We start from the raw sequence: 23379 nt of genomic DNA, 5'->3' as shown, positions 1-23379 counted from the left end.
CCTTTAGCTCCTTTCAAGGATGATGAAGTGCATAAAACCAAGTCCTTATCATTCAACCCACTGCTCTAAAAATTTTCTTTTTATTATTTTCTATGAATTTGTAACCTTTTAAAAATAGCGCTTACACTTTATTTTTTAAAATATTCTTCTTTTTATTTAGTAACCAATTAAAAGATTCATTGTGCTATTGGTTAACTCTTTAATTCTAAAATGATCTAAAGTGACACTTTCCTTTTGGTTGGGCTTTTTCTTTTTTTATCTTTAAAATAAAAAGAGCCCCTAATGATGATAAGGCACATGACTCGTCTACCCTCCCGCTTTTGGGAAAGCTGGGCTCGACTTCCTCAGATTGAATGTTGTAGAAATCAAAGAAAACTCAACTGGCATGAAAATTGCATTAGATTATGATGAATATAAAAGGAGGTCATAAAATGAGCAATATAGATTGGATGAAAGAAGCAGAACAACGCAAGGATGATTTATTAAAGGATCTTATTGGATTATTAAATATTCCGAGTGTTAAATCACTCGAAACCCAGACCCCAGAAAGCCCCATGGGTGTCAACATAGATAAAGCTTTAAACTATGCCTTAGAGCTAGGCAATAAAAATGATTTTACAACTAAAAATATAGAGGGCTATGCGGGTTACATAGAATATGGAGACTCTGATGACTATATCGGTGTTTTAGCTCATGTTGATGTCGTACCAGCAACGGCCTCCGAATGGGATACCCCACCGTTCGACGCCACGATTGTTGGTGACAAACTTATCGCAAGAGGTGCTATTGACGACAAAGGTCCTGGTATGGCAGCCTTTTATGCCCTTAAAATCCTCAAGGAGCTAGGAGTGCCTATAAAGCGTCGAATTCGACTTATTTTTGGAACAGATGAAGAAAGTGGTATGCGTTGTATTCGCCACTATTTAAAAGTGGAACAACAGCCCATCTTCGGCTTTTCTCCTGATGCTGATTTTCCAATCATTCATGCTGAAAAGGGACAAATTCATGTAAAAATAACGCGTCCTGCCAAAAAGTCAGACATAAAAGACGACAAAAATATAAACATCCATCATTTCCATTCTGGAGAAAGAAGTAATATGGTTCCTGGACAAGCTGTCGTTCAATTACAAGGACAAGACCTCCAAGCCATCCCTTCCGCTTTCCAAGAATATTGCCAAAGCTATCATTTAAAAGGTGAAACGAAGCTCATTTCAGAAGGCCTTGAACTAACTCTTTATGGCAAAACCGTTCATGGTATGGAACCGCAAAATGGTGTGAATGCGGCTCTAGAACTTCTATACTTTTTAAATACCCTGCCTCTTGCCAGTGAAGATCAAGCTTTTGCGAACTACTGTAGTACCCATCTTTATAGAGACCCTTTCGGCAAAGCACTCGGTATTTCATATAGTGAACCTACCCTTGGACCACTTACCGTCAATGCTGGGATTTTCCGTTATGATCACAACGGACTCGATATATCCCTAAATATCCGGTGTCCATTAAATACCAACTATATGAGAACAGTAGAAATTCTGATGGAATCCGCAGAAGCCTTTGGCTTAAAGGTGGAGGAAGTACGCCACTCGCAGCCGCACCATGTCTCACCCGAGCATCCTATGATTAAAACCATGCAAAAGGCCTATCAAGACATTACCGGTCAAGAGCCCACGTTGTTAACAACTGGGGGAGGGACCTATGCTCGACTTATGGAAAACGGCGTAGCCTTCGGCGCCTCCTTCCCTGGAAAAGCGATGACCGCCCACCAGGCCAATGAATTTATTGACATTGACGACTTAATTCAAGCCACAGCCATTTATGCCAAGGCTCTGTACGATTTAAGCCAACTGTGAATGACATGATGTCAAAAAACAACCATGCAAATGCGCCCAATCCCTTTTATAACGCTGAAAATTTAGAACACCAAAATACAGTGTTCTAAGCAAAAGTGATGAAACGAAGGACACTGAGTACCATTACCGACTATAACCCTTGTTCGTTTACACTTGTATGATGTAAAAAAGGTCATCTCCACTTTATGTGTTGATGACCTTTCAAATTATTGAACACTTTTCATATAACTTAATAACTCTTTTCCCCGCTGCGTAATTGTACTCCCCTTTCTGCCTCTATGCATCTCAATTAAATTGAAGTCTCGTAATATTTGCTGGCGATAGCGCAGCTGTTGATCCGTTAAATGTAATTGCTTCTCTGACAAGCCTTTTAATAACGCCGGACGCCCTGCACAGTTCTTTGACATGTTAAGAAACTCTAAAATAGAGGTCATTTCTGTGAGAAAGTTTTTTTCTCGGAACTCATCAAGCAAACCCTCGAAATCAGGTCGGCGCCCCATCGTATTATTAACAAAATTTGAGCCTGAGACAAACGGTAGATGCTCAGCATCAATATACTCCTCTACAATGTGCATCAAGTATTCAATCACATTATGCAATTCCCGGACATTCCCAGGCCAATGATAATTGACCATTTCCTTCTTAGCCCTCGAGGTAAAGTAAGGGGGCTCGCGATGAAGATGCTGACAGACCTCCTGGATAAAGAGTTCGGTTAAGACTTCTATATCTTCCTTCCGTTCCCGTAACGGCGGTAAATATAGCGGCAATATATTCAAACGATAAAAAAGATCCTTTCTAAAACTGCCCTCTTCCATCATCTCTTCTAAATTTCTATTTGTCGCCGCAATAATCCGAACATCAACAGGAATAACTTGTTCGCCCCCGACCCTCATAATCTCTTTTTCTTGCAAGACCCTTAATAGTCTTTGTTGAATAGCACCCGAGGCATCCCCGATTTCATCTAAAAATAAGGTGCCCTTATGCGCTTGTTCAAATAAGCCACTTTTGCCATTTTTCCTTGCTCCAGTAAAAGCACCACCTTCATACCCAAACAGTTCGCTTTCCAATAAACTTTCGGAAAAGGACGAAAAGTTAACCCCTACGAAAGGAAGATAGGCTCTCGGAGAAGCATGATGAATCGATTGAGCTAACACTTCTTTTCCTGTACCGGTTTCACCCAAAATAAGAATCGTACTATCACTTTTTGCAAGCTTCCTGGCGATGACTTTTAAATGCATAATGGAACCGCTAGTGGCCACCATATCATCAAACGAATATTTGGAAACAAAATTTTTCCTTTTACTTTGATCACGGTATCGATGTTCAAGCCTCTGAATTTCATTGGCTTCTCGAAACATCACAAGCGTTCCGAAGGGCTGCTGATCAATTTCAATAGGCTTTTTCTGCATATAGTACGTCACTTGATCAATTTCTTTAAAAACATCGTATGCATTCTTGATCGATTTTACCGCCTCGAGAAAAGAGGGCTTGGCTATATGATGAATACTTTTCCCGACTAATTGTTCTTCTTTAATCTCCAAAAGCTTAATAGCTTTATGATTGATAAAGTGAACAATTCCCTCTTCGTTATAGACAATAACCGCTTCATCAACATTGTCCACTATTTCCTCCAAACTGTTCCGAAGCATTTTGGTCATAAAAATCTCTTCGTTTAATTGAACGGTGACGGATAATAAGGAGTGAAGATAGCGAGTTGTCAAGCGGTGATACGGAAGATCCGTTATCCCAAAGTGATGAAATACCTCAATGATCGTTGAGATATCGAGCAGGCGGACACCCATATCGATGACATGATCAATGGTTTCTGGGACTTGTTCCTTATCCCCTGGCGTTATGGCAACCCGAATATTCTTCGGTAGATCTGCGTTAGGATAATAAGGAAAGAAGTTAAGATTAATGCCCGCTTCAATTAAAACGTCTTTGATCTCATGAGCGGCTTCTTTCATATTACTCACTAATAATACATCCATCTGATCAGGTAATTCTAAGAGTTGCCGAATATTGGCATAATTAATCATTCGTTTAGCGACCAGTATAGGTGTTTCCTTAGGTAAATACGGTTTGGCCATGGCTTGAAGGACGCGGCTTGTCACAAGGACAAGCACATCCTTGGGGAGTGTTCTATCCAATAACTTATCGATTGTTAATGCCGTAAACTCAAAGTAATCATCCATCCCAATTTCATAAAGCTGATCGATAATCGTTTTGACAGTACTTTGCCCATACCCTATCACCGCAAGTTGTTTTTTCACCATTTCCGGACACCTCGAGACATTTCTAGCTGAAATCTTTTAAATAATATCTTAGCACGCCATCAGCAATAGTCAAAGGTAATTATAATAGGGTCTATCATCCTCTTTTTGTCAGTCTGCTACTTGGCAGCCCCCTCTTATGTGCGCGCACGGCTCTCTTTTGTGAGTTTCACCCTTGTTATGTGCGCCATTTGTGCGTTGTGACTCGCTTTCGTGAGTGGGACGGCTCTTTTGTGAGTCAGCCCACTCTTCCGTGCGCACGGCTCTCTTTTGTTAGTCAGGTGTTATCCCATCATTACAATAAATAAAAGCCAAAGGCCATGGCAATATACGTTCCGATCAACAAAGCCCCTTCAAACCAATTCGAATCACCGTCATTAGTCATCGACATTGTCATTAACACAGCCAGAATCATAGCCACAAGATCGGTTGTAGTAAATACAAGGGGAAGGAAAGTAAAGAAATAGGATAAGAGCACAAGAATCGGGGCGACAAACATGGCCGATTGCACCGTAGAGCCAATGGCGATTTCCATCATAATATCCATCCGATTGCGATACGCCATATAAATAGCAGAGACATACTCCGCTGCACTGCCCACGACAGCAACAACAATAATCCCAATAAACACCTCTGTCCACCCGAGTGCATCGCCGACGGGTTCAATGGTTCCGACGAGCTTTTCACTAATATAGGCCAGAACAACTGTAGCCAATGCCAGGATAAGTATCGCTTTCCCTTTTCCCCATTCTGGTTCTTCTTGTTCCTCCCCCTCTTTCTTTTCGCCTGTAAATACCCCCTTATGTGTGACCAGTTTAAAGAAGAGGGCCAGAAGATATAAAACAACCATGACAATCGCAAAGGCCGTTGACAAGACTTGCATTTTGGCTTCATTTATACGACTGGAAAAAATGTAAGGCAACACAAAGGCAACAACAATCGCGAAGAAAAGAAGCCCCGTATTATGACGGGCTTTAAATACACTAAAGTTCTGTTGTTTATATCGAAGACCCCCTATTAATATGGATAATCCCCCTGCAAATAAGAGATTAACGAGGATCACCCCTGTAATGGAGGATATGACAACGGTATTCAGCCCCTCACGTAAAGCAAAAAAGGAAATAATAATTTCAGCCGCATTTCCAAAGGTTGCATTGAGGAGTCCCCCAATCGTATCTCCAACAACACTTGCTAAACTTTCTGTTGATCGCCTGATATAATTCGCTAAGCTAATGATCGTTACACAATAGATAGCGAACATCATAATAAAGTTCCAATTCAAGAGGCTGCCAATCACGGATAAAGGCACCCCAATGATCACGAGAATAAAAAAGGCCTTATTCATAAACACCCTCCGCACCGTACTAAGCTTTTATTTCATTGTCTTAATATGCCTGAAATGGCGGAGGTTATACACAAAACGTTACATAGACAATCATTCTTCTCAATAACCAACTAAATCAATATGAATTATTTTTTTATGGTACAATAGGACTACCTTTTCACCCTATCGTCCTTGATCTATTAGAAAATTGTGTAAACCCATGATAAAATGGACCTACTTAATTAGAAAACTTGACTTCGCCGCGACCTTATGGTGAAGAAGCCAAAGTTGCCCTTATTAGGTCTTACATAAAGTTATCATGCTGAGTTTTTTTAAAATTTCACTTTTATAAGTTCTACTTCCTCACCTATTGAATTTTTTATACATAGGTATCATCACTGGTTTATTTAGGAGAGCGATTTTATGAGTCAAAGCACATTATATGATGTTATCGTAGTAGGCGCCGGCACAATGGGAATGGCCACAGGAGCCTTTCTTGCACAAGCCAAGGTCAAAACATTATTGTTAGATGCTTTTAATCCGCCTCATAATTATGGTAGTCATCATGGAGAAACACGTATGATCCGTCATGCCTATGGGGAGGGGCATCAGTATGTTTCTTTACTCCAACATGCACAAGCTCTTTGGGAGGAATTAGAACGGGAATCCAGTTACAAAATATTCGAAAAAACTGGAGTCCTTGGCATCGGTCAAGAACACTCCCCCTTTATAAAAGAAACATTAGCATCAGCCGATCGCTACAACCTCCCTCTTCAAATCATGTCATCACGTGACATCATGAAGAAATGGCCAGGGATTATGGTTCCTCGCCATTTCATTGGGTGTTTTGAAGCGGATTCTGGCTTCTTATATAGTGAAAATTGTATAGAAGCCTACAAAGCCCTGGCCTTAAAAAACAAAGCTGAGCTGATGACACATACGCCTGTCCTTGATATCGAAACAACTCCTCATAAAATTAAAGTTAGGACACCTAACAACACCTACCTCGCCGACAAGGTCATAGTTACTGTAGGTGCCTCTTCTCCTAAGCTTTTGAGAACTCTCAAACTTCCTATCCAGCCTTTGCGTAAGGTTTTTGCTTGGTTTGCACCTAAGGAAAAAGTGTTTGAGTCTTCTCGCTTTCCCTGTTTTTATCTCGATGAAGGCTCACATCTATACTATGGTTTCCCAAGTGTAAAAGGGAGTGGTCTTAAATTAGGACATACCAATGGCGGTCTTCCTATAGCCCCGGATCAACACAAACAAAATTTTGGTGCCTATGATGAAGATGAAGACGAATTGCGCGATTTTCTAAAAAAGTATATGCCTAAGGCAAATGGTGAACTTGTCAGAGGCAGGACATGTCTTTTATCACGCTCGATAGATAACCACTTTATTATTGACCATTACCCTGAGAATAAAAATATTCTGTTTGCGAGTGGCTTTTCTGGCCACGGGTTTAAGTTTGCAAGTATCATAGGCAAAGCTCTTAGTCAACTTGCTACTCAAGGGATCACTGATTATGACTTATCCCCCTTCTCACTCGCCCGCTTCAAGTGAATCAAAGTTTCAAAACACACGTCCATACCACGAGCGGCTGTTCCTCCCAATATAGAATCTGCGTTACCCAAGGAAAGCAAAAAGGAGACTCCCCGCAAAAGCCATGCTTTTGCAGGTGTCTCCTTTCGTCTATTTATAGCATTTCTGAAATGGTTTTTCCTTCTAAGAAGTTGGTCAAATAATCAGGTCCCCCTGCTTTCGAGTCTGTGCCTGACATTTTAAAACCACCAAAAGGATGATAACCCACAATGGCTGCGGTGCATCCCCGGTTGAAGTAAAGGTTCCCGACATGAAATTCCGTTCGAGCCCGATTGAGGTGCTCACGGTTATTAGAAATTACAGCGCCAGTCAAACCATATTCAGTATTGTTGGCGATCTCAAGAAGTTCGTCAAAATTCTTTGCTTTGGCAAACGCAACCACAGGACCGAAAATCTCTTCTTGCATGAGTCTTGCTTTCGGATCTACACCCGCAAAGATCGTCGGATAAACAAAATACCCTTCAGAATCATCAGTCTCTCCGCCGAAGACTAATTCGCCTTCTTGTTTTCCAATTTCAATATAATCTTTAATTTTGTCAAATTGCTTTTGATTGATAACTGGCCCCATATAAGGATCATTCACTGGGTGATCAACTTTTATCCCTTTAGTGAGTTCAATAGTTTTAGCAAGCACTTCATCATAGACCTCTTCATGGATAACCGCTCGAGAGCAAGCTGAGCACTTTTGTCCCGAGAATCCAAAGGCAGAGTTCATAATGGCATCAGCTGCAAGATCTAAGTCAGCCTCTTTATCTACAATAATGGTATCTTTTCCACCCATTTCAGCCACGACTGTTTTTAAGAAAGTTTGCCCTGGTTGCACTTTTGCCGCCCGTTCATAAATGCGTACCCCTGTGGCTCTTGAGCCAGTAAAGTTTATAAATCGTGTTTGGGGATGATCAACAAGATAATCGCCAATTTCAGTTGGTTCTCCTGGAATATAGTTGACCACCCCTTTTGGAAGCCCTGCTTCTTCAAGAATCTCCATAAGTTTGTAAGCCATAATTGGTGTACTTTCCGCAGGCTTTAAAAGCACGGTATTTCCAGCAACAACGGGAGCAACTGTCGTCCCACACATAATCGCAAAAGGGAAATTCCATGGAGGAATAACTGCCCCAACACCTACAGGTTGATAAACAAAATGGTTATTTTCACCCTGACGATCATTAACCGGACGCCCTTGTGCCAATTCGAGCATTTGTCTGCCATAGTACTCGAGAAAATCGATGCCTTCAGCGGTATCTGCATCCGCTTGTGACCATGGCTTCCCTGCTTCATAAACCATCCAAGCTGATATTTCATGCTTACGACGTCTTACAATCGCTGCTGTTCGGAATAAGATATCGGCGCGCACTTCTGGAGACCATGTCCGCCATTCCTTAAAAGCATCCTGTGCAACTTGCATTGCTTGATCAACATGCGCCTGCGTTGCCTTGGACACCTTACCGATGACTTGATCCTTTTTAGCTGGGTTATAGGAAACAAGCTTCTCCTCTGTGGAAATTCTCTCACCACCAATAATGAGGTCATATTCCTTGCCAAGCTGCTCCTCCACTTGCTTCAGGGCCGCTTTAAAAGCCTTTCGATTCTCTTCTTTTGTAAAGTCCGTAAATGGTTCATGTGTGTATGGTAATACCATTATATATGCCTCCTCTAACGAATATAGTGAACTTGTGGTCCTTTAACCTATTTTCTCTTTAACATCCCTTTTAACACGAAGGCTACATTTGCTGGCCGTTCCGCCAAGCGCCGCATATTATAACCATACCAATCCTCACCATATGGAACATAAATACGCATCTTATACCCTTCTTCAACAATTTGCTTCTGTCTTTCTGGACGAATACCATAAAGCATTTGAAATTCAAAGCGATCTTTAGGGACTTGATGCTCTGCGACAAGTTTTTTAGCGAATTGAATCATCGCCTCATCGTGCGTGGCAATAGCGGTATAGTTCCCTTGCAACAAATGAATCGTCACGAGATTCTTGTAATTTTCATCCACGTCCCTTTTATCAGGGAAAGCCACTTCAGGCGGCTCTTTATAAGCGCCCTTTACAATCCGGAGATTAGGATGATAAGGATTTAAATCCTGTAAATCATCTACCGTCCGATAGAGATATGCCTGCACAACCGTTCCAATATTATCGTATTCGGCACGAAGTTCTTTGAAAATATCTAAGGTAATCTGACAATGCGGTTCATCCTCCATATCTATGGTGATGAAGACCCCACGCTTTTGCGCGACCTTAAGAATCCGGTGCATATTGCTGATAGCTAATTCTCTATCAATATCCAATCCCATAGAAGTGAGTTTAAGAGAAAGCTGTGAATCTAACCCTCGGTCCGCAATAGCTTCGATAGCCTGAATACAATGATCGGCCATATCGCAAGCTTCACGCTCATTATCAACAAACTCACCTAGATGATCAATGGTGACAGAAAAGCCTTGAGCATTTAGTTCATGAATCGTTTTTAAAGCCCCTTCCAATGTTGCGCCCGCAACAAAACGACTCGCACCAAACATCATCCCATATTTTTTTGCAAGAACAGTCAACCGACGATTTTTACCTAAGAACAAAAAGAAATTGCGTAATAATTGTTCCATGCTCATTGCCCCCATAACGCCTGCTGATGCAGTGTCATTCTATATTTTTTAAGACCCCACTCACCCAAACTTCTCTGTCACTGAAATAACTCTCTTCACCTAATATATATGCAAGAATCATGCCAACTATATAAAAAGCATAGTTAATGGACTTTACATCTTTCCATGTTTACAACTTTGCTTTTAAGATGTATATTTGATTTACAATTGTATAAAAACTTTACACTTTCCTATAAAAGGGTGAGATCTGATGAACGACAAGCATGCACGTTCTTTTTTACAAGCCATCCTTAATACAGATACCGATGCAATTACTATTGTTGATGATCAATGCCATGTGCTTTTTTGGAACAAAGCTGCGGAGGAAACCTATAATATTCCTGCTAGTACCATTGTTGGTCAGCCCATCTCTGCTTTCTTCAAGGAAGATCATTTGATGGTGTCTACTGTTTTAAAGAGCGAACAACCAGTCACGAACATGTACCATCATCCTCGTGAAGATAAGCATGTCTTTGTAAACTGTTCACCTATCTATGATGACCAACATCAACTGGTGGGGGCTGTTTCCATTGAACAAGATATCACTCATATCGTGAAATTAAATGAACAATTATCAACGACTTCACATCAGCTTAATGAATTAAAACATAAAGTGTATTTGCAGCAACTCGAGAGTCCTTTTTCAAAAATCAAAGGGAAAAGTAAGGCCATTCAAGATGTCATCCAGCTGGCTTCTAAGGCGGCAAAAACCCCTGCAACTGTCCTTATCTTAGGAGAAAGTGGAACAGGAAAAGAATTATGTGCACAAGCGATCCACGAAACAAGTCCTAGACATGAGTCTGCTTTTGTCGCCGTTAACTGTGGGGCCATCCCCCATGCCCTTTTCGAAAGTGAACTTTTCGGTTATGAGCGCGGGGCCTTTACTGGTGCAATGAAGGAGGGAAAAATAGGAAAAATTGAAGGCGCTAACGGCGGAACGCTCTTTTTAGATGAAATCGGAGAATTACCCTTGGATATGCAGGTGAAATTACTCCGCGTTCTACAAGATGGTGAACTTATCCGGGTCGGGGGAACAACGAGCAAAAAGATTAACGTTCGTGTGATCGCAGCCACTAATCGTCATTTAGAAGATATGGTTCGGCAAGGAACGTTTCGCTCGGATCTCTTTTATCGACTGAATGTTATTCAAATCACTATGCCGCCTTTACGGGATCGATTAGAGGATATTCCCGAACTTGTCCAGGTCTTCCTTAACGAATTTGCGAATCAATATCAAATGACTGTCCCCGCCTTTACTCCCGAGGCCCTTCAGGCGCTCCTTTATTATCAGTGGCCAGGAAATGTGCGTGAATTGCGGAATGCTATTGAAAGAGCCGTCATTTTATCGGAGGAGGCAACCATTGACGAACATGAGGTCATGAGTTTTTTTAGAACGACGATTGATCCCGAGGAGCACCATCCTATTATTTTAGAAAAAGACAGCTCTCTTATCAGTGAAAAAATGGCTTTAGAGAAACGGCATATAGAGAGTGCCTTAAAGAAAAACAAAGGGAATAAAAGTGCAACGGCAAGAGAATTAGGGATTTCAAGAGTCAGTCTCTATAAGAAATTAAAACAATATCAGTTAATCATCACAGAAAGACTTTAATAATAATGGCAGATGCGAGGGACATGGAGAATTATCTGATCAATGACGTTAAGCTTCTTGCTGGGGTTTCTGTCCGAAGGCTTTCTGACTTCGGACTTAGCCCCAGCATACTCTGATAAAAACCTCATATTACTTTCCTTATTGTAAAAAGGAATAAGAGGTCTAATTTTGTGGCATTGAGTCAACACTATAGGGAGTAACTTTTATAGAGTGGGGGCTCAGGAATGAAAAAGTGTATCTTCCGTTTATCCTTAATCATGTTTGTGTTCTTTGTCAGTTTTTTCTTGACTCTACGAGGAGCGTTTGCGATTGAGAACCCTTCTTCTCAGGAAAGCCTTGGAGCTATGCCTGTTAATGAACAAAGAGACATCTATCATCAGATCGGGTTGACACAAGCGGAAATCAATCGTCTCATGACATACATCGCTTCCCTTGATTTAGACACCATCATTCCACAACTAACAGGAATAACAAATGAGCTTAATGCTTTGAGGATTTCTTCTGAAGAGCATAAAAAGATCACATTAGACGGGAAACAATTGCTTACGACCATCAATGAGATGCTGGATCTACTCCAGTTGGACACAGATGTCTTTTTTGTAGACGGGCAGCATCACGAACCCTTTTCTTTAAAAAAGATGATGGCAACTCAATATCAAAATAAAAAGGTGATCATTCAACTCTTGGATCAAAACCATCATCGCATCGCTGACCTCGAGCTCCATCCTCATACTGTTAAAGAAGTCGCAGGTTACTTTATCGCCAATTCCCTATAAATTAAGCAAAGAGGCACACAAAGGCCTCTTTTTTATTGGCTTAAAACAATGATTTAATATGGTCATGATTATTAATCTCTATGAAGGATATAGGCTGTCCTTTTTCTAGCTCAAATACTGTAATAGCCGTATTAAATTGGTGAATCGATCGGTAATTACGGAGGGGCATTCCAAGCATGCCGGCAATAAAGATTCGGTTAAATGTATTATGAGCAGTGACCAGGACGGTATCTCCCTCATGTCTTTCTACGAGTTCATCAAAAAATGAGCGAGCCCGCACAAAGACTTCTTCTGCGGTTTCTCCTGTCCTTCCTGCCTTAGTGCTTTCAGGATATTCAAGCCAGCGTTTCCAAGCCTCAGGATCCGCTTTTATAAATGCCTGTTTTTGCTTCCCTTCCCATTCACCAAAATCGACTTCAACTAACCGCTTATCCTTTTGGATGGTGACGGTTGACCCTTCTGTCACAATCTCCGCTGTTTGTTGAGCCCGTTGGAGTGACGAGACATATATCCCAGAAAAACGGACCGAGCATAAAACTTCTCGCGCCTTTTCAGCTTGCCTTACCCCTACCTCAGAAAGCGGAATATCGGTTCGTCCGCAATAACGATTATGATCACTGTTCCATTCAGTCTCTCCATGCCTTAATAAGTATACTTTTACCATCGTCTTCTAACCTCTCATTACTTAAGATCAACTCATTAAGCTGTCAATCACTTTTATTCTTCTATTGTACCTCAGCAAGACTACTATGACTAAATACAGTCAAATAACTAAAAAGCCTCTCAGATTTCAATATTGTATGAGTATTAACTTAAAGTAGGACTCTTCTTATAATTAAGAAAGGTTACTTTTAATGTTAGGAGATCTTACATGAAAATTTATGATAACGTCTATCAACACGTTGTTCTTCAACTGCCTGCTGAAGCATTTAAAGGTCTTCTTGAAAAAATTAGAGACGATAAAGAAAATGAGATGACTCTGTTGAAACATAAAATACAAAAATATGAGGAAAAAAGACGAACAGAAGCAGCACTATATCAATCCATGTCACCGATTCGTAAATTTTTTTCTAGCCGGCCTCCTAGCCACCATCAGGCTGTCGAATATCTCGTCCATGTTAAGGAACGACTAAAAAAGATTGCGATCATCAAGCAACAACTATTGGAGATTAATCGCTTATTAGAACAAGAAACTGCTCAAGAATGTTTGGAGCTTCCCTCACCTTTTATTCATGAATTACTCGCCTATCACGAACAATTAGGAGACCAAATATGACACTCAATACTTTAAGCACTGGCCTTGACACCATTTGGGTCGTATTAACCGCTGCCATGATTCTCCTCATGGAGGGAGGATTTGCGCTTTTAGAGGCTGGTTTTGTCAGACACAAAAATAATGTCAACATTATTATGAAGGTGTTTGTCGATATTACTATCGGCACTCTCTGTTTCTATCTCGCTGGATTCGCCCTTATGTATGGTGTCGATTTTCATGGATTGATAGGAACAAACGGCTTTCTTATCAGTGGCCACCTTTCTCACCTCAACCAGTCCATTTCAACGGATACCTTTTGGCTTTTTCAAGCTGCCTTTGTTATTTCCGTGATATCGATTGTTTCGGGTGCTGTTGCCGAGCGCATCAATTTCCGGGCTTACATCCTTTACGTCGTCCTAATGACAACGCTCATCTACCCTATCGCAGGACATTGGGTTTGGGGTTCAGGATGGCTGGGCAAACTCGGCATGCAAGATTTCGCAGGTTCAGCCGTTATTCACGCCTTAGGCGGCTTTTCAGCATTAGCCGCTGCCATGTTTATCGGACCCCGCATCGGAAAATTCACCCCAAAAGGCACGAGTACAATTGCCCTCCCTAGCAATCTCCCTCTAGCCTCCGTGGGCGCTTTCTTACTTTGGTTCGGATGGTTTGGCTTTAATGCTGGGAGTACCTTAAATGCGACAGATGGACGCATTGGTCATATTGCTATTGTTACTATGCTATCAGCAGCCTCAGGAGGAGCAACTGCCCTTTTATATACACTATTCCGCTATAACCGTTCAGACGCTCCCGCTGTGATTAATGGCTCCTTGGCCGGGTTAGTGGGTATCACGGCCGGCTGCGCTTATGTCAATGATGAATTCTCGGTTTTAATCGGAGCCGTCTCTGGACTCCTGATGATCACGGCTACCCATTGGTTAGAATCAAGAGGGATTGATGATCCCGTCGGCGCCTTTCCTGTTCACGCTGTTTCAGGAATGTGGGGCACGCTCGCTGTCGGCCTATTTGCTTCCGATGACGGGCTTGTAACTAACGGAAGCTGGCATTTACTTGGGATTCAAACCCTTGGACTCCTCATTTTATGCGTATGGGGCTTTGGCTTAACGTGGTTTGGTTTAAAACTCATTAACCTCTGGATTCCTGTTCGGTCAACCGCGGAGGAAGAAGAAATCGGTCTAGACATTAGCTACCATGGTATCATCGCGGCTTATCAAGCACACGATTTTTTAAAAGAAGAAGATTATTTTTCTAGAAAAGACGAAGATTGACCCCACCCCGCATCAATCGAACATTGACGAGCAGACCTAAGAAAAGCCGGGCGAAAAGCATGCCCGGTCCTCATTCAGTTGGGCATTAAAAAGCTTTTTACCAAAAGGCTTCGTCAGTATCAAGTGGATTGGAGTGGAAGACGCGAGACTCCTTCGGGAACAGCACGTGTCCGAAGATCCACTTGGGAAACAAAGTATTCAATTCCCAAGTTAGCTGAGGCCACTAAGGACGATCGGCTAAAAACGTCACGTCATTAAGGGACTTCGACTAAAACCGTCACATCCGTGTGACAACGTCGAAGCTAGCACATCCTGTGCGTCGAACGCCGACCCTACCCACATCGTGTGGGCATGAGGAAAGCGAGTGTTCTGGAGCGGAAATCCACACCATCCAGATGACCAAATTTTATACATTCTTATACTTTGAGAAAAACTTGCTTCCGCCAAGTCCTTATCAGAGAAGATAAATTTTTCTACCGATCTCTTTATTGCTTCGACGGCTTATACTTTCTTACCTTTTGAGAAAAACTTGGCTTACACCAAGTCCTTATCCATGAAGACATGTTTTTCTACGCTCTCTTTATTGCTTCGATAGCTTAAACTCTCTTATTCTGCTAAAAAAATAAGGAGGCAATATTTCGCCTCCCTGCCTTCACCGTATATAACGTTTATTATAGATTCTCTTTGAACTCCCCACCACTTAGCACGGTGATGAGTACCATGAAGTGGGAGTCTTCAGTCGGGAAAACGATAAGAACTGCTCTCTGTCTATTCTTTTACTTTCTCATAGGCATTAAATAGACGCTGGATCCCATGTCGAATGACTTCTTCATTTCCTCTCGCGTAAGTTAAACGAATACATCCTTTTTCAGTCCCTAAGGTCGACCCCGGTGCAAAGATCATCCCCTCGGCAATAGCCTGTTCTAATAAACGGTTTTCATCAATGTCTTCTTTAAACCTACACCACATATGAATGCCACCCAAGGGAGAATAAAACTCAATTTGATCATGAAAATGTTCATTTAAACAGCGGATCATCGTATCTCTTCTTCTCTTAAGAGCGACCTTCAAGTGTTCAAGATGTTCTTCAAAGTAAGGAGAGCTAAGAAACTGATTGCCAATCCACTGAGATAATGCCGAGTGCCCAAAATCAAATTGCTGTTTTGCATCTGCTAGTCTTTCAATGACTGAAGGGGGACCAATAATCCAGCCAATTCTTAATCCTGGCGCAGCAATTTTTGATAACGAGCTGATGTACAATACATTTCCATTCATATCCATTGATTTCAAGGTTGAAACTCTGTCTTCAGTAAAAGGAAGCAAGCTGTACGGATCATCCTCAATCACAGGAATCCCATATTGTGATGAGATATTTAATATTTCTTTTCGCTGTGAATAGGGAAGTAATGTTCCAGTTGGATTTTGAAAAATTGGATTTAAAAATAGCATTTTTATTTGATGCTTTTTATGTAACTCGATTAAATCCTGTGGTCGAATGCCTTTTTCTCCAACCTCAAGAGAATAAACCTTCAAGCCAGCCGTTTTGAAAATGGGAAGACTATAATTGTATGAAGGATTTTCAATAACAACCGCATCTCCGGGTTTCAATAAACATTCAATAACAAGATGAATAGCTTGCTGAGCACCTGAAGTCATAAGGATGGATTCAGGTTTGGTTATAATATTACGAAAGTCCTTTACATGCTTCACTAACGTTTGGCGCAAATCGCTATGACCTTGCGGATGGTCATAGCCTAAATGCCCTTTGAACTCCTTCGTTAATAAGGTCTTCCGTATAAAGTCATCGGGAAATAAATCCGCTGACAGCTCACCACTGGCCAAGTTAATAAGCTGGCTTTCTTCAGTCTCTTTTCTGATCCTTTGCATGACAGGGAGATTCGGTAAAAAGGTACCTGCTTCAATATATTTATTCCAACTCGGGATTCTTTTTTTGGCTAAACCCCAAATATCCCTACTGATAATGGTGCCACTGCCTTTTTTACGCTCTACTACCCCTCGAGCCTCCAGTTCAGCATACGCTGAAACAATTGTACTTCGATTCACTCCATATAAATGGGCTAAATTTCTCTCAGAAGGTAGCGGCTTATCCAAAGGAAAGGTGCCATCTCCTATTCCATTTTCTATATACTCAGCAATTTGTTTATACATCGGTTTTTTAACGGTCCTATCCGGTCTCCACACCATCGTAAACATCCTTTTCCCAAGAGGCTAAAATATTGATATTATTCAAAGTTAACTCTGTATTGTTATTATAGATAAAATGCCTTTGAGAAAAACCCGACAAGAGCGCCCGGTCCTCAGTTGGGCATTAAAATGTATTTTTATCAAAATACTTCGTCAGTATTAAGTGGATTGGAACGGAAGCGCGAGATTCGGCACATGTAAACATCATGTGTTCCCCAGCGCCGCTGACTTATGGATGCCTAAACGAGAGTCCTGCGGGACCGGCTCCAGTGTGACTTCACGAATACATTTCGAGTTGTTCCGAGAAAGCTGACGACGCAGCGATACGAGTAGACACAGGAACAGAGGGGGGAGCTTAAAAATTTGGGAACCCCCAGTGCTTGCGGAAAGCAAGCGTTCCGGAATAAAGATCAACACCTCTCATTTACCAGCATTTAATCAAAATAGACAGCCGTAAAACGTTCAACGTCTACATTCTGATCCTATTCGAAAAACTTAGCTTGCGCTTTATCGCTTCGCTAAGCACAGCCTGATATTCAGTCATAAGCCTTAGTTACACTTATATGGTCGTCCACTAAGTTATAATTTTCGACATTACAAAAAACGCTCTACCCAATTGGACGGTAAATTCCCCTTACAATTGGATGGTTCCTTTCTCTTGATTCTGGTTTATTATAAATATGAAAAGATTGAAAGGTTCTCTATAACTATTTATAACATAATGGAGATGAAGAATATGACATGGGGCCTTATTATTTCATTAGTACTCGTCTTTTTTATTAAAATCCTATTATCATGCCCACCCAAACGTTGGGTTAAGTGGTCCTTAGATAAGTTTGAACTCCATCCTAAACTCTTAATTACGGATGTGACCGTGACCTATGATGGAAGACTATTAAAAGACGAGGAAAAACAGCATTTCATTAGCGAGTTTAACAATGGAAATTTTTTAAAACGTTATAACATATTCCCAGGCTATGAAGAAGGCTATCTCCATCCTGAAAATAACAACACTCCCTTTATTATCGAGACAGCCAAAGCACGTATAATGGTTTACCGATACGTCGATCACGTGGATGTCATCAAGCAGTTTAAAAAGAAAGTGATCGCCTACAGCCTGCACGCTGATGGGCTACAAATATCTTAACATACCAAAAAACACACGAGATTTCACATCATCTCATGTGTTTTTTGTCTTTTTCTTATCCCAGATGAAGGCACAAACTCAATCGTGTGCTCGATATAAAACGGTACTGAAAACTTGGGCAGGGGCTTTCTCATTAAGATATAAAGTGGCACTATTAACTGCCGAGATAGCTTCAGTAAAGCCCGAGGCCACAAGATTTGTTTTGCCTGGGTACTGAACACTATCACCTGCCGCAAATAGCCCATCCACATTTGTTTTCATAGTCCCATCCACAGGGATTTTATTCTTCTCAAGAGTGACTCCCCATTTTTCTAGTGGTGCAGCAATCAATTTAACCCCATTATAAACTAAAACGTGATCAACAGGAATTTCAACCTTTTCTTGATTTATCCGATTGGTAAGACTTACGGCCTTTAAAACACCATCAGCGTTCCCACTAAATTCAGAAACTTGATGCGATAAGAGCACCTTAACATGGGAAGCCTTCAAATCAGCAATATCCTCTTCTGAGACATGAAGGAATTTTGGGTTTTCATTGACAATATACACTTCATCAGCAATCTGTTCTAAAGCCAAAGCCCAATCTAATCCGACGCGCTGGTTGGAATACACCATAACGTTTTTCCCCGAAAACTTATCCATGTGATTTATCGTATAATGAAGACTTTTGTCATGAAAGCGCTCAAGCTGATCTACTTGAGGTGGCACCATTTGAATCGTACCTCTCCCAGCAGTAATAATAATGGTACGACTATAATGTACCGCACCTTTTTCTGTCGTCACTACAAAAGTGCCATCGTCTTGTCTCTCCACAGATTCAACGCACTGATTCATGACGATTTCAGGCTTTTCTTGGCTCGCTTGGGCAATTAATTGCTTTACTAGATCTTCACCTGTGACTTTTGGCAGGGCGCCAATATCATAGATCGCTTTTTCTGGATAAAAGCTAGACACTTGTCCACCTAGCTCTGATTGACTTTCAATAAGCTTTGTTTTCAGCCCCCGCATTCTGCTGTAAAACGCGGCATAAAGTCCCGTTGGTCCCCCACCAATAATGGTAACATCATAAATTTCATGGTTTTCGACAGTCATGACCTCTCCCACCTCTTTTTAAGATAAAAAACGGGCGGTGTAAACACCACCCGAAAGTAACTGACGTTTCCCGGTAATATTCGACTATTTCCCGAGCAATAATTTCTCCTGTATTTCGAGCTGTTTTTCCAGAGAAATTGGATCAAAGTAGAAAAATTGATCTAGATTTATATTATAAACATGACCCTTTTTCACTGCAGGTAGTGACTTCCAAATATCGCTCTTTTTAATTTCGTCTGCACGCTTATCACCGCCATCAGCAGAATAGACCGATAAAAAGATATAATCCCCAGCAACCTTCGGTAAGGTTTCTAAAGACACTTCCATGTATGGCTTATTATCGATGACATTCTCTTTTACAAGCTGTGGTGGTTTAAAGCCAAGGACATTGTATAAGTTATAACCTCCACGTCCCCACTTATTCCCATACACATAAATCTTGTTCGACCAGATTTCAATAATCGACACGGTATCATTTGGACCGACAACACCTTTGAGGTCATCCTTTGCTTTTTGACCCTTAGCATTAAAATCAGCAAGCCATTGGTCTGATTGCTTTTCTTTTCCTAGAATTTTTCCAAGCATTTTCATTTCATCAACAACATTATGCTTGCCATATTCAATCAGAACGGTCGGTGCAATTTTTTTCAATTTATCATAAGACTCTTTATCAGAGGCAATGATTAAATCCGGATCTAAATCAACAACTTTTTCAAGTGACGGTGTACTTCCAATATCCTCAATCCCCTTCACTTTATCCTTAATAAATGGGTTATCCAGTTCCGAGGACAAAGTACCCACAGGTTTAATCCCTAGGGTAAGGAGATGGCCAACATAATACATAGAGACGATTCTTTTGGGGTGGGAAGGGACTTTGACTTTACCTAAATCGTCAGTTACCGTTCGCATACCACCATTTCCCTCAGTCTGTGAATCTCCTTGCGCGTTTTCCGATGGGCTCTTCTGATTTCCACAAGCGACAAGGAAGCTCATGAGAAGTAATGCACAAAAAACAAATAAACTTTTTTTCACTTTATATCCACTCCTTTAATTCGACCGCATTAACAAATAAATAAAATAAGGGGCTGCAATAACAGAAACAACCAAACCTACAGGAATCTCTGAAGGGGCCATTAAATTTTTGCTTACCATATCAGCCAGCAATAGGACTAATGCCCCTAGTAAAGCAGCCGTTGGAATGGTAACTTGATGTTCAGCCCCTACCAATTTTCTAGCCAAATGGGGGACAGCTAGGCCAAGAAAGGCAATATTACCCGCAACGGCCACACAAGCACCCGCTAAAGCTACTGAAAGCAGTAAAAGGATCATCCGCTCCTTTTCTACCTTTACCCCTAGCCCAGTCGCAATTTTATCCCCCATATTCATCACATTTAAGCTTCTATACTTTATGAGTACAACCGGGATAAGAAGAATGATCCAAGGAAGAATCCCTAAGACAAATCTCCAATCCGCTCCCCAAATACTCCCCGATAGCCAAATGGTTGCTTGCATAAAGTCCTCTGGATTCATTTTCACTTGAAAGATAATAATGATCGCATTAAACGCAGCATTTACACCGATCCCTACAAGCACAAGCCGGACAGGTGTAATCCCCCTTTTCCAAGCAAATATGTAGATGAGTGTTGCGGCAAGAATTGCACCTAACAAAGCAAATACAGGCATAAGATAAACCGAAAGCGTCCCTATATCAGTTAGTGAAGAATGCGCAAAAAAGATAAATAAAATGACAGCCAAACCCGCTCCTGCATTTATCCCTAGTATCCCCGGATCAGCCATCTCATTCTTTGTGATCGCTTGTAAAACCGCTCCTGATACCGCGAGTCCCGCACCAACGAGTAGAGCAATCACCATCCTAGGCAAGCGAAATTCAAATAAAATAAGATTATCCTTATCACTTCCCATACCCGCTAAGGTCCTAATGGCCTCAGTCACCGTTAGCTTGGCCACCCCAGTATTAAGACAAATGAGAAATGCTATGATGAGGAGGAAAAAAAGCACACCCATCACTAATAACGGATGGCGGCGAAGAGTAAGTATTTTTCGCATTATAATCCCCTCCCTACACGTCGAGTTAAGTAGAGGAATATTGGCACACCGATAAAAGCAGTAATCGCACCAACTGGGGTTTCAAAAGGGGGATTAATTAATCGGGATCCAATATCAGCAAACACGAGAAGCAAGCCCCCGACCACCGCACTACAAGGGATATTCCATCTATAGTCCACTCCAACAATAAATCGTGTAATATGGGGAATCACCAGCCCTATAAAGCCTATGGTTCCCGCAACAGAGACTGCCGCACCTGTTAAAAGTAAGATCGTAAGCATGCCAAAGCCTTTAATAAGACCCGTCCGTTGCCCAAGGCCCTTAGCTACAGATTCTCCCAAGGTGAGCACGGTCATTGCCCGAGCAAGGATAAAAGCTAGGATCATCCCAATAATAAAAATAGGAAGTAACAGTTTTATACTTGTCCAGTTGACCCCAACAAGGCCGCCTGCATAAAAAAAGCTCATTCCCTGAGCAACCTCGTAATGGATGGCGATGCCTGATGATAAAGAATGAAGGAGTGCCGCAATCGCTACCCCCGCTAAAGCTAATTTAACAGGCGTCAGATTCCCTTTAGCTAATGCCCCTACACCAAAAACAAGAACGACACCTAGCCCAGCTCCCACAAAGGAAAGTAACATTTGACTAAAATAAGAAAGACCGGGAAAGAAAGCAAAGGCAATGGCAAGGGCTAAAGCAGAGCCATCTGTTACCCCCATAATAGAAGGATCTGCTAAAGGATTTCGGGTCATTCCTTGCATCATAGCACCCGAAACCGCAAGCATCGCGCCAACAAGGGCACCGCCAATTGCTCGAGGCAATCGAACCTCTTGTATAATTTGGTGTGAAGTTAAAGCTGAATTATAATGAAAAACTGCATCCCAGACCGTTTTAAGACTAATATCTGTTGCCCCCACTGCAACAGAAAGCCCAAAACCTAAAACGAGAAGGACGAGTCCAAGGACTAATGTCAGGACCCCTAAGTAAGGACCCGCTTGTTGTCTTGTCAATTCGTGCTGAGTCCTAGTGTTGTGAGCCATTTCATACCAAGCCTTTCTCAAACAAAAAATAGCCTTTCTCGCTATTATTCCGCTCTTTTATATCAATAACACTGTTTTTTAAACATCTGTTTAAACACTTCTGATGAAAATGATTATCATAATCGCTTACTATTTTATTTTAAACCATTATTTTTATCAAGCAACATAAACTTATATGATGAATTATGTCGACGCGATTATTCCATCAAAAGGGCTTTAAACCAACTGAAAAAAACCGGGCTTAAAAACGTGCCTGGTTTTTCTCAGTTGGCATTAAAATGTTTTCTTACCAAAAGGCATCGTCAGTACCAAGCGGATTGGAGCGGAAGACACGAGACTCCTTCGGGAACAGCAACCAGCGTTACTTCACGAATACACTTCGAGTTGTTCCGAGAAAGCTGACTTCGAAGCAATACTTGTAGACGCAGGGACAGGGGTTTTTATTCATAAATACTTGGAACACATATATTACATTCCAAAATTAGCTGAGGCCACTAAGGACGATCGGCTAAAAGCGTCACGTCCTGTGGCAACGCCGACCCTACCCACGTCAAAAAATCGTAAAAAACACGATTTTTCTGCGAGGAATATTCTCTTAGTAGCTTTCCTTAGTCCTGCGGGCATGAGGAAAGCGAGCGTTCTGGAGCGGAAATCCACTCCGTCCTGATGACCAGAAATTTTATACTTCCTTTCCTTTTGAGAAAAACTTGGCTCCCGCGAGGTCCTTATCAGAGAAGACAAATTTTTCTACCGATCTCTTTATTGCTTCGACGGCTTTCTTATTCTTTGAGAAAAACAGCTTCGCCATCATCCAAGCCCTGGTGCTTTGACTTCGGACTCTCTTTCCTGCTTGCTCTCGGTTTTGTCCAAACCTGACCTGACTTCGGACTCTAATCAGCTGCTTGCTCTCATTTCTGTCCAAAGGCGCCCTGTCTTCGGACTCTAATCAGCCGCTCGCTCTCGGTTTTGTCCAAACCTGACCTGACTTCGGACTCTAATCAGCCGCTCGCTCTCATTTCTGTCCAAAGGCGCCCTGTCTTCGGACTCTAATCAGCCGCTCGCTCTCGGTTTTGTCCAAAGGCGCCCTGTCTTCGGACTCTAATCAGCCGCTCGCTCTCGGTTTTGTCCGAAGCTGACCTGACTTCGGACTCTAATCAGCCGCTTGCTCTCATTTCTGTCCAAAGGCGCCCTGTCTTCGGACTCTAAT

Annotated in this window: 17 protein-coding genes; 7 read left to right on the top strand and 10 right to left on the bottom strand. The window is 41.7% G+C overall.

What is annotated here, in order from left to right:
- Window positions 1-431 precede the first annotated feature (431 nt).
- Entirely contained in the window at window positions 432-1850 is a 1419-nt protein-coding gene (gene pepV, locus IEV91_RS13325) for a dipeptidase PepV (RefSeq protein WP_188497913.1), read from the top strand.
- A 206-nt stretch (window positions 1851-2056) separates the two neighbouring features.
- On the opposite strand, the gene IEV91_RS13320 is transcribed toward pepV, so the two are convergent.
- Window positions 2057-4126: a sigma-54 interaction domain-containing protein gene (locus tag IEV91_RS13320; RefSeq protein WP_188497912.1), complete on the bottom strand. Its 2070-nt coding sequence runs from the start codon at window positions 4124-4126 to the stop codon at window positions 2057-2059.
- A 292-nt stretch (window positions 4127-4418) separates the two neighbouring features.
- Window positions 4419-5483, bottom strand: coding sequence for a calcium/proton exchanger (cax, locus tag IEV91_RS13315; RefSeq protein WP_188497911.1), 1065 nt, complete (start codon window positions 5481-5483; stop codon window positions 4419-4421).
- Between the two features lie 387 nt (window positions 5484-5870).
- Between cax and solA the strand changes: the two genes are divergently transcribed.
- On the top strand, window positions 5871-7007 hold the full coding sequence (gene solA / locus IEV91_RS13310) for an N-methyl-L-tryptophan oxidase (protein WP_188497910.1): 1137 nt from the start codon (window positions 5871-5873) through the stop codon (window positions 7005-7007).
- A 133-nt stretch (window positions 7008-7140) separates the two neighbouring features.
- Here the strand turns inward: solA and pruA are convergent, their stop codons facing one another.
- Entirely contained in the window at window positions 7141-8685 is a 1545-nt protein-coding gene (gene pruA / locus IEV91_RS13305; RefSeq protein WP_188497909.1) for an L-glutamate gamma-semialdehyde dehydrogenase, read from the bottom strand.
- A 47-nt stretch (window positions 8686-8732) separates the two neighbouring features.
- On the bottom strand, window positions 8733-9653 hold the full coding sequence (locus IEV91_RS13300) for a proline dehydrogenase family protein (RefSeq protein ID WP_188497908.1): 921 nt from the start codon (window positions 9651-9653) through the stop codon (window positions 8733-8735).
- A 250-nt stretch (window positions 9654-9903) separates the two neighbouring features.
- Here IEV91_RS13300 and IEV91_RS13295 point away from each other — a divergent pair, with 250 nt between their 5' ends.
- Both IEV91_RS13295 and IEV91_RS13290 read left to right on the top strand, forming a co-directional pair.
- Window positions 9904-11301: a sigma-54 interaction domain-containing protein gene (locus IEV91_RS13295; protein ID WP_188497907.1), complete on the top strand. Its 1398-nt coding sequence runs from the start codon at window positions 9904-9906 to the stop codon at window positions 11299-11301.
- Window positions 11302-11525: 224 nt separating this feature from the next.
- Window positions 11526-12077, top strand: a complete 552-nt coding sequence (locus IEV91_RS13290) for a processed acidic surface protein (RefSeq protein ID WP_188497906.1) — start codon at window positions 11526-11528, stop codon at window positions 12075-12077.
- A 40-nt stretch (window positions 12078-12117) separates the two neighbouring features.
- Here the strand turns inward: IEV91_RS13290 and IEV91_RS13285 are convergent, their stop codons facing one another.
- Window positions 12118-12741: a histidine phosphatase family protein gene (locus IEV91_RS13285; protein WP_188497905.1), complete on the bottom strand. Its 624-nt coding sequence runs from the start codon at window positions 12739-12741 to the stop codon at window positions 12118-12120.
- Between the two features lie 207 nt (window positions 12742-12948).
- On the opposite strand from IEV91_RS13285, the gene IEV91_RS13280 reads away from it, so the two are divergent.
- Window positions 12949-13353: a hypothetical protein gene (locus IEV91_RS13280; protein ID WP_188497904.1), complete on the top strand. Its 405-nt coding sequence runs from the start codon at window positions 12949-12951 to the stop codon at window positions 13351-13353.
- Window positions 13350-14621 carry an ammonium transporter gene (locus IEV91_RS13275; protein WP_188497903.1) on the top strand — a complete coding sequence of 424 codons (1272 nt, stop codon included), beginning with the start codon at window positions 13350-13352 and terminating at the stop codon, window positions 14619-14621. Before IEV91_RS13280 ends, IEV91_RS13275 begins: the two co-directional genes overlap by 4 nt.
- Before the next feature lie 768 nt (window positions 14622-15389).
- On the opposite strand, the gene pdxR is transcribed toward IEV91_RS13275, so the two are convergent.
- Entirely contained in the window at window positions 15390-16826 is a 1437-nt protein-coding gene (gene pdxR / locus IEV91_RS13270; RefSeq protein ID WP_188497902.1) for a MocR-like pyridoxine biosynthesis transcription factor PdxR, read from the bottom strand.
- A 736-nt stretch (window positions 16827-17562) separates the two neighbouring features.
- On the opposite strand from pdxR, the gene IEV91_RS13265 reads away from it, so the two are divergent.
- Window positions 17563-17973, top strand: coding sequence for a YfmQ family protein (locus tag IEV91_RS13265; protein WP_188497901.1), 411 nt, complete (start codon window positions 17563-17565; stop codon window positions 17971-17973).
- A gap of 78 nt (window positions 17974-18051) precedes the next feature.
- Here the strand turns inward: IEV91_RS13265 and IEV91_RS13260 are convergent, their stop codons facing one another.
- The 4 genes from IEV91_RS13260 to IEV91_RS13245 all read right to left on the bottom strand — a co-directional run bounded on the left by IEV91_RS13260 (window position 18052) and on the right by IEV91_RS13245 (window position 22172).
- On the bottom strand, window positions 18052-19065 hold the full coding sequence (locus IEV91_RS13260) for an NAD(P)/FAD-dependent oxidoreductase (protein WP_188497900.1): 1014 nt from the start codon (window positions 19063-19065) through the stop codon (window positions 18052-18054).
- 84 nt (window positions 19066-19149) lie between these two features.
- Window positions 19150-20097, bottom strand: a complete 948-nt coding sequence (locus IEV91_RS13255; protein WP_188497899.1) for an iron-hydroxamate ABC transporter substrate-binding protein — start codon at window positions 20095-20097, stop codon at window positions 19150-19152.
- A gap of 15 nt (window positions 20098-20112) precedes the next feature.
- A complete protein-coding gene (locus tag IEV91_RS13250) occupies window positions 20113-21132 on the bottom strand; it encodes a FecCD family ABC transporter permease (protein WP_188497898.1) in 1020 nt (339 codons plus the stop codon).
- The gene (locus tag IEV91_RS13245) at window positions 21132-22172 is read right to left on the bottom strand and encodes a FecCD family ABC transporter permease (protein ID WP_188497897.1); all 1041 of its coding nucleotides are present in this window, start codon (window positions 22170-22172) and stop codon (window positions 21132-21134) included. The genes IEV91_RS13250 and IEV91_RS13245 overlap by 1 nt, the downstream gene beginning before the upstream one ends.
- Window positions 22173-23379 lie beyond the last annotated feature (1207 nt).

Origin of the sequence: Pullulanibacillus pueri, from assembly GCF_014639255.1 — a bacterium.
GTDB classification, from domain to species: Bacteria; Bacillota; Bacilli; order Bacillales; family Sporolactobacillaceae; genus Pullulanibacillus; species Pullulanibacillus pueri.
The sequence above is the reverse complement of the archived record's forward strand: the minus strand, read 5'-3'. Positions and strand labels throughout refer to the sequence as shown.

Excerpts from the sequence above, each read along its gene's own strand:
- IEV91_RS13250 (WP_188497898.1), bottom strand. The coding sequence starts at position 21,132 with ATGCGAAAAATACTTACTCTTCGCCGCCATCCGTTATTAGTGATGGGT.
- IEV91_RS13320 (WP_188497912.1), bottom strand. The coding sequence starts at position 4,126 with ATGGTGAAAAAACAACTTGCGGTGATAGGGTATGGGCAAAGTACTGTC.
- IEV91_RS13300 (WP_188497908.1), bottom strand. The coding sequence starts at position 9,653 with ATGGAACAATTATTACGCAATTTCTTTTTGTTCTTAGGTAAAAATCGT.
- IEV91_RS13245 (WP_188497897.1), bottom strand. The coding sequence starts at position 22,172 with ATGGCTCACAACACTAGGACTCAGCACGAATTGACAAGACAACAAGCG.
- solA (WP_188497910.1), top strand. The coding sequence starts at position 5,871 with ATGAGTCAAAGCACATTATATGATGTTATCGTAGTAGGCGCCGGCACA.
- pdxR (WP_188497902.1), bottom strand. The coding sequence starts at position 16,826 with ATGGTGTGGAGACCGGATAGGACCGTTAAAAAACCGATGTATAAACAA.
- pruA (WP_188497909.1), bottom strand. The coding sequence starts at position 8,685 with ATGGTATTACCATACACACATGAACCATTTACGGACTTTACAAAAGAA.
- IEV91_RS13275 (WP_188497903.1), top strand. The coding sequence starts at position 13,350 with ATGACACTCAATACTTTAAGCACTGGCCTTGACACCATTTGGGTCGTA.
- IEV91_RS13290 (WP_188497906.1), top strand. The coding sequence starts at position 11,526 with ATGAAAAAGTGTATCTTCCGTTTATCCTTAATCATGTTTGTGTTCTTT.
- pepV (WP_188497913.1), top strand. The coding sequence starts at position 432 with ATGAGCAATATAGATTGGATGAAAGAAGCAGAACAACGCAAGGATGAT.
- IEV91_RS13280 (WP_188497904.1), top strand. The coding sequence starts at position 12,949 with ATGAAAATTTATGATAACGTCTATCAACACGTTGTTCTTCAACTGCCT.
- IEV91_RS13285 (WP_188497905.1), bottom strand. The coding sequence starts at position 12,741 with ATGGTAAAAGTATACTTATTAAGGCATGGAGAGACTGAATGGAACAGT.
- IEV91_RS13260 (WP_188497900.1), bottom strand. The coding sequence starts at position 19,065 with ATGACTGTCGAAAACCATGAAATTTATGATGTTACCATTATTGGTGGG.
- IEV91_RS13295 (WP_188497907.1), top strand. The coding sequence starts at position 9,904 with ATGAACGACAAGCATGCACGTTCTTTTTTACAAGCCATCCTTAATACA.
- IEV91_RS13265 (WP_188497901.1), top strand. The coding sequence starts at position 17,563 with ATGACATGGGGCCTTATTATTTCATTAGTACTCGTCTTTTTTATTAAA.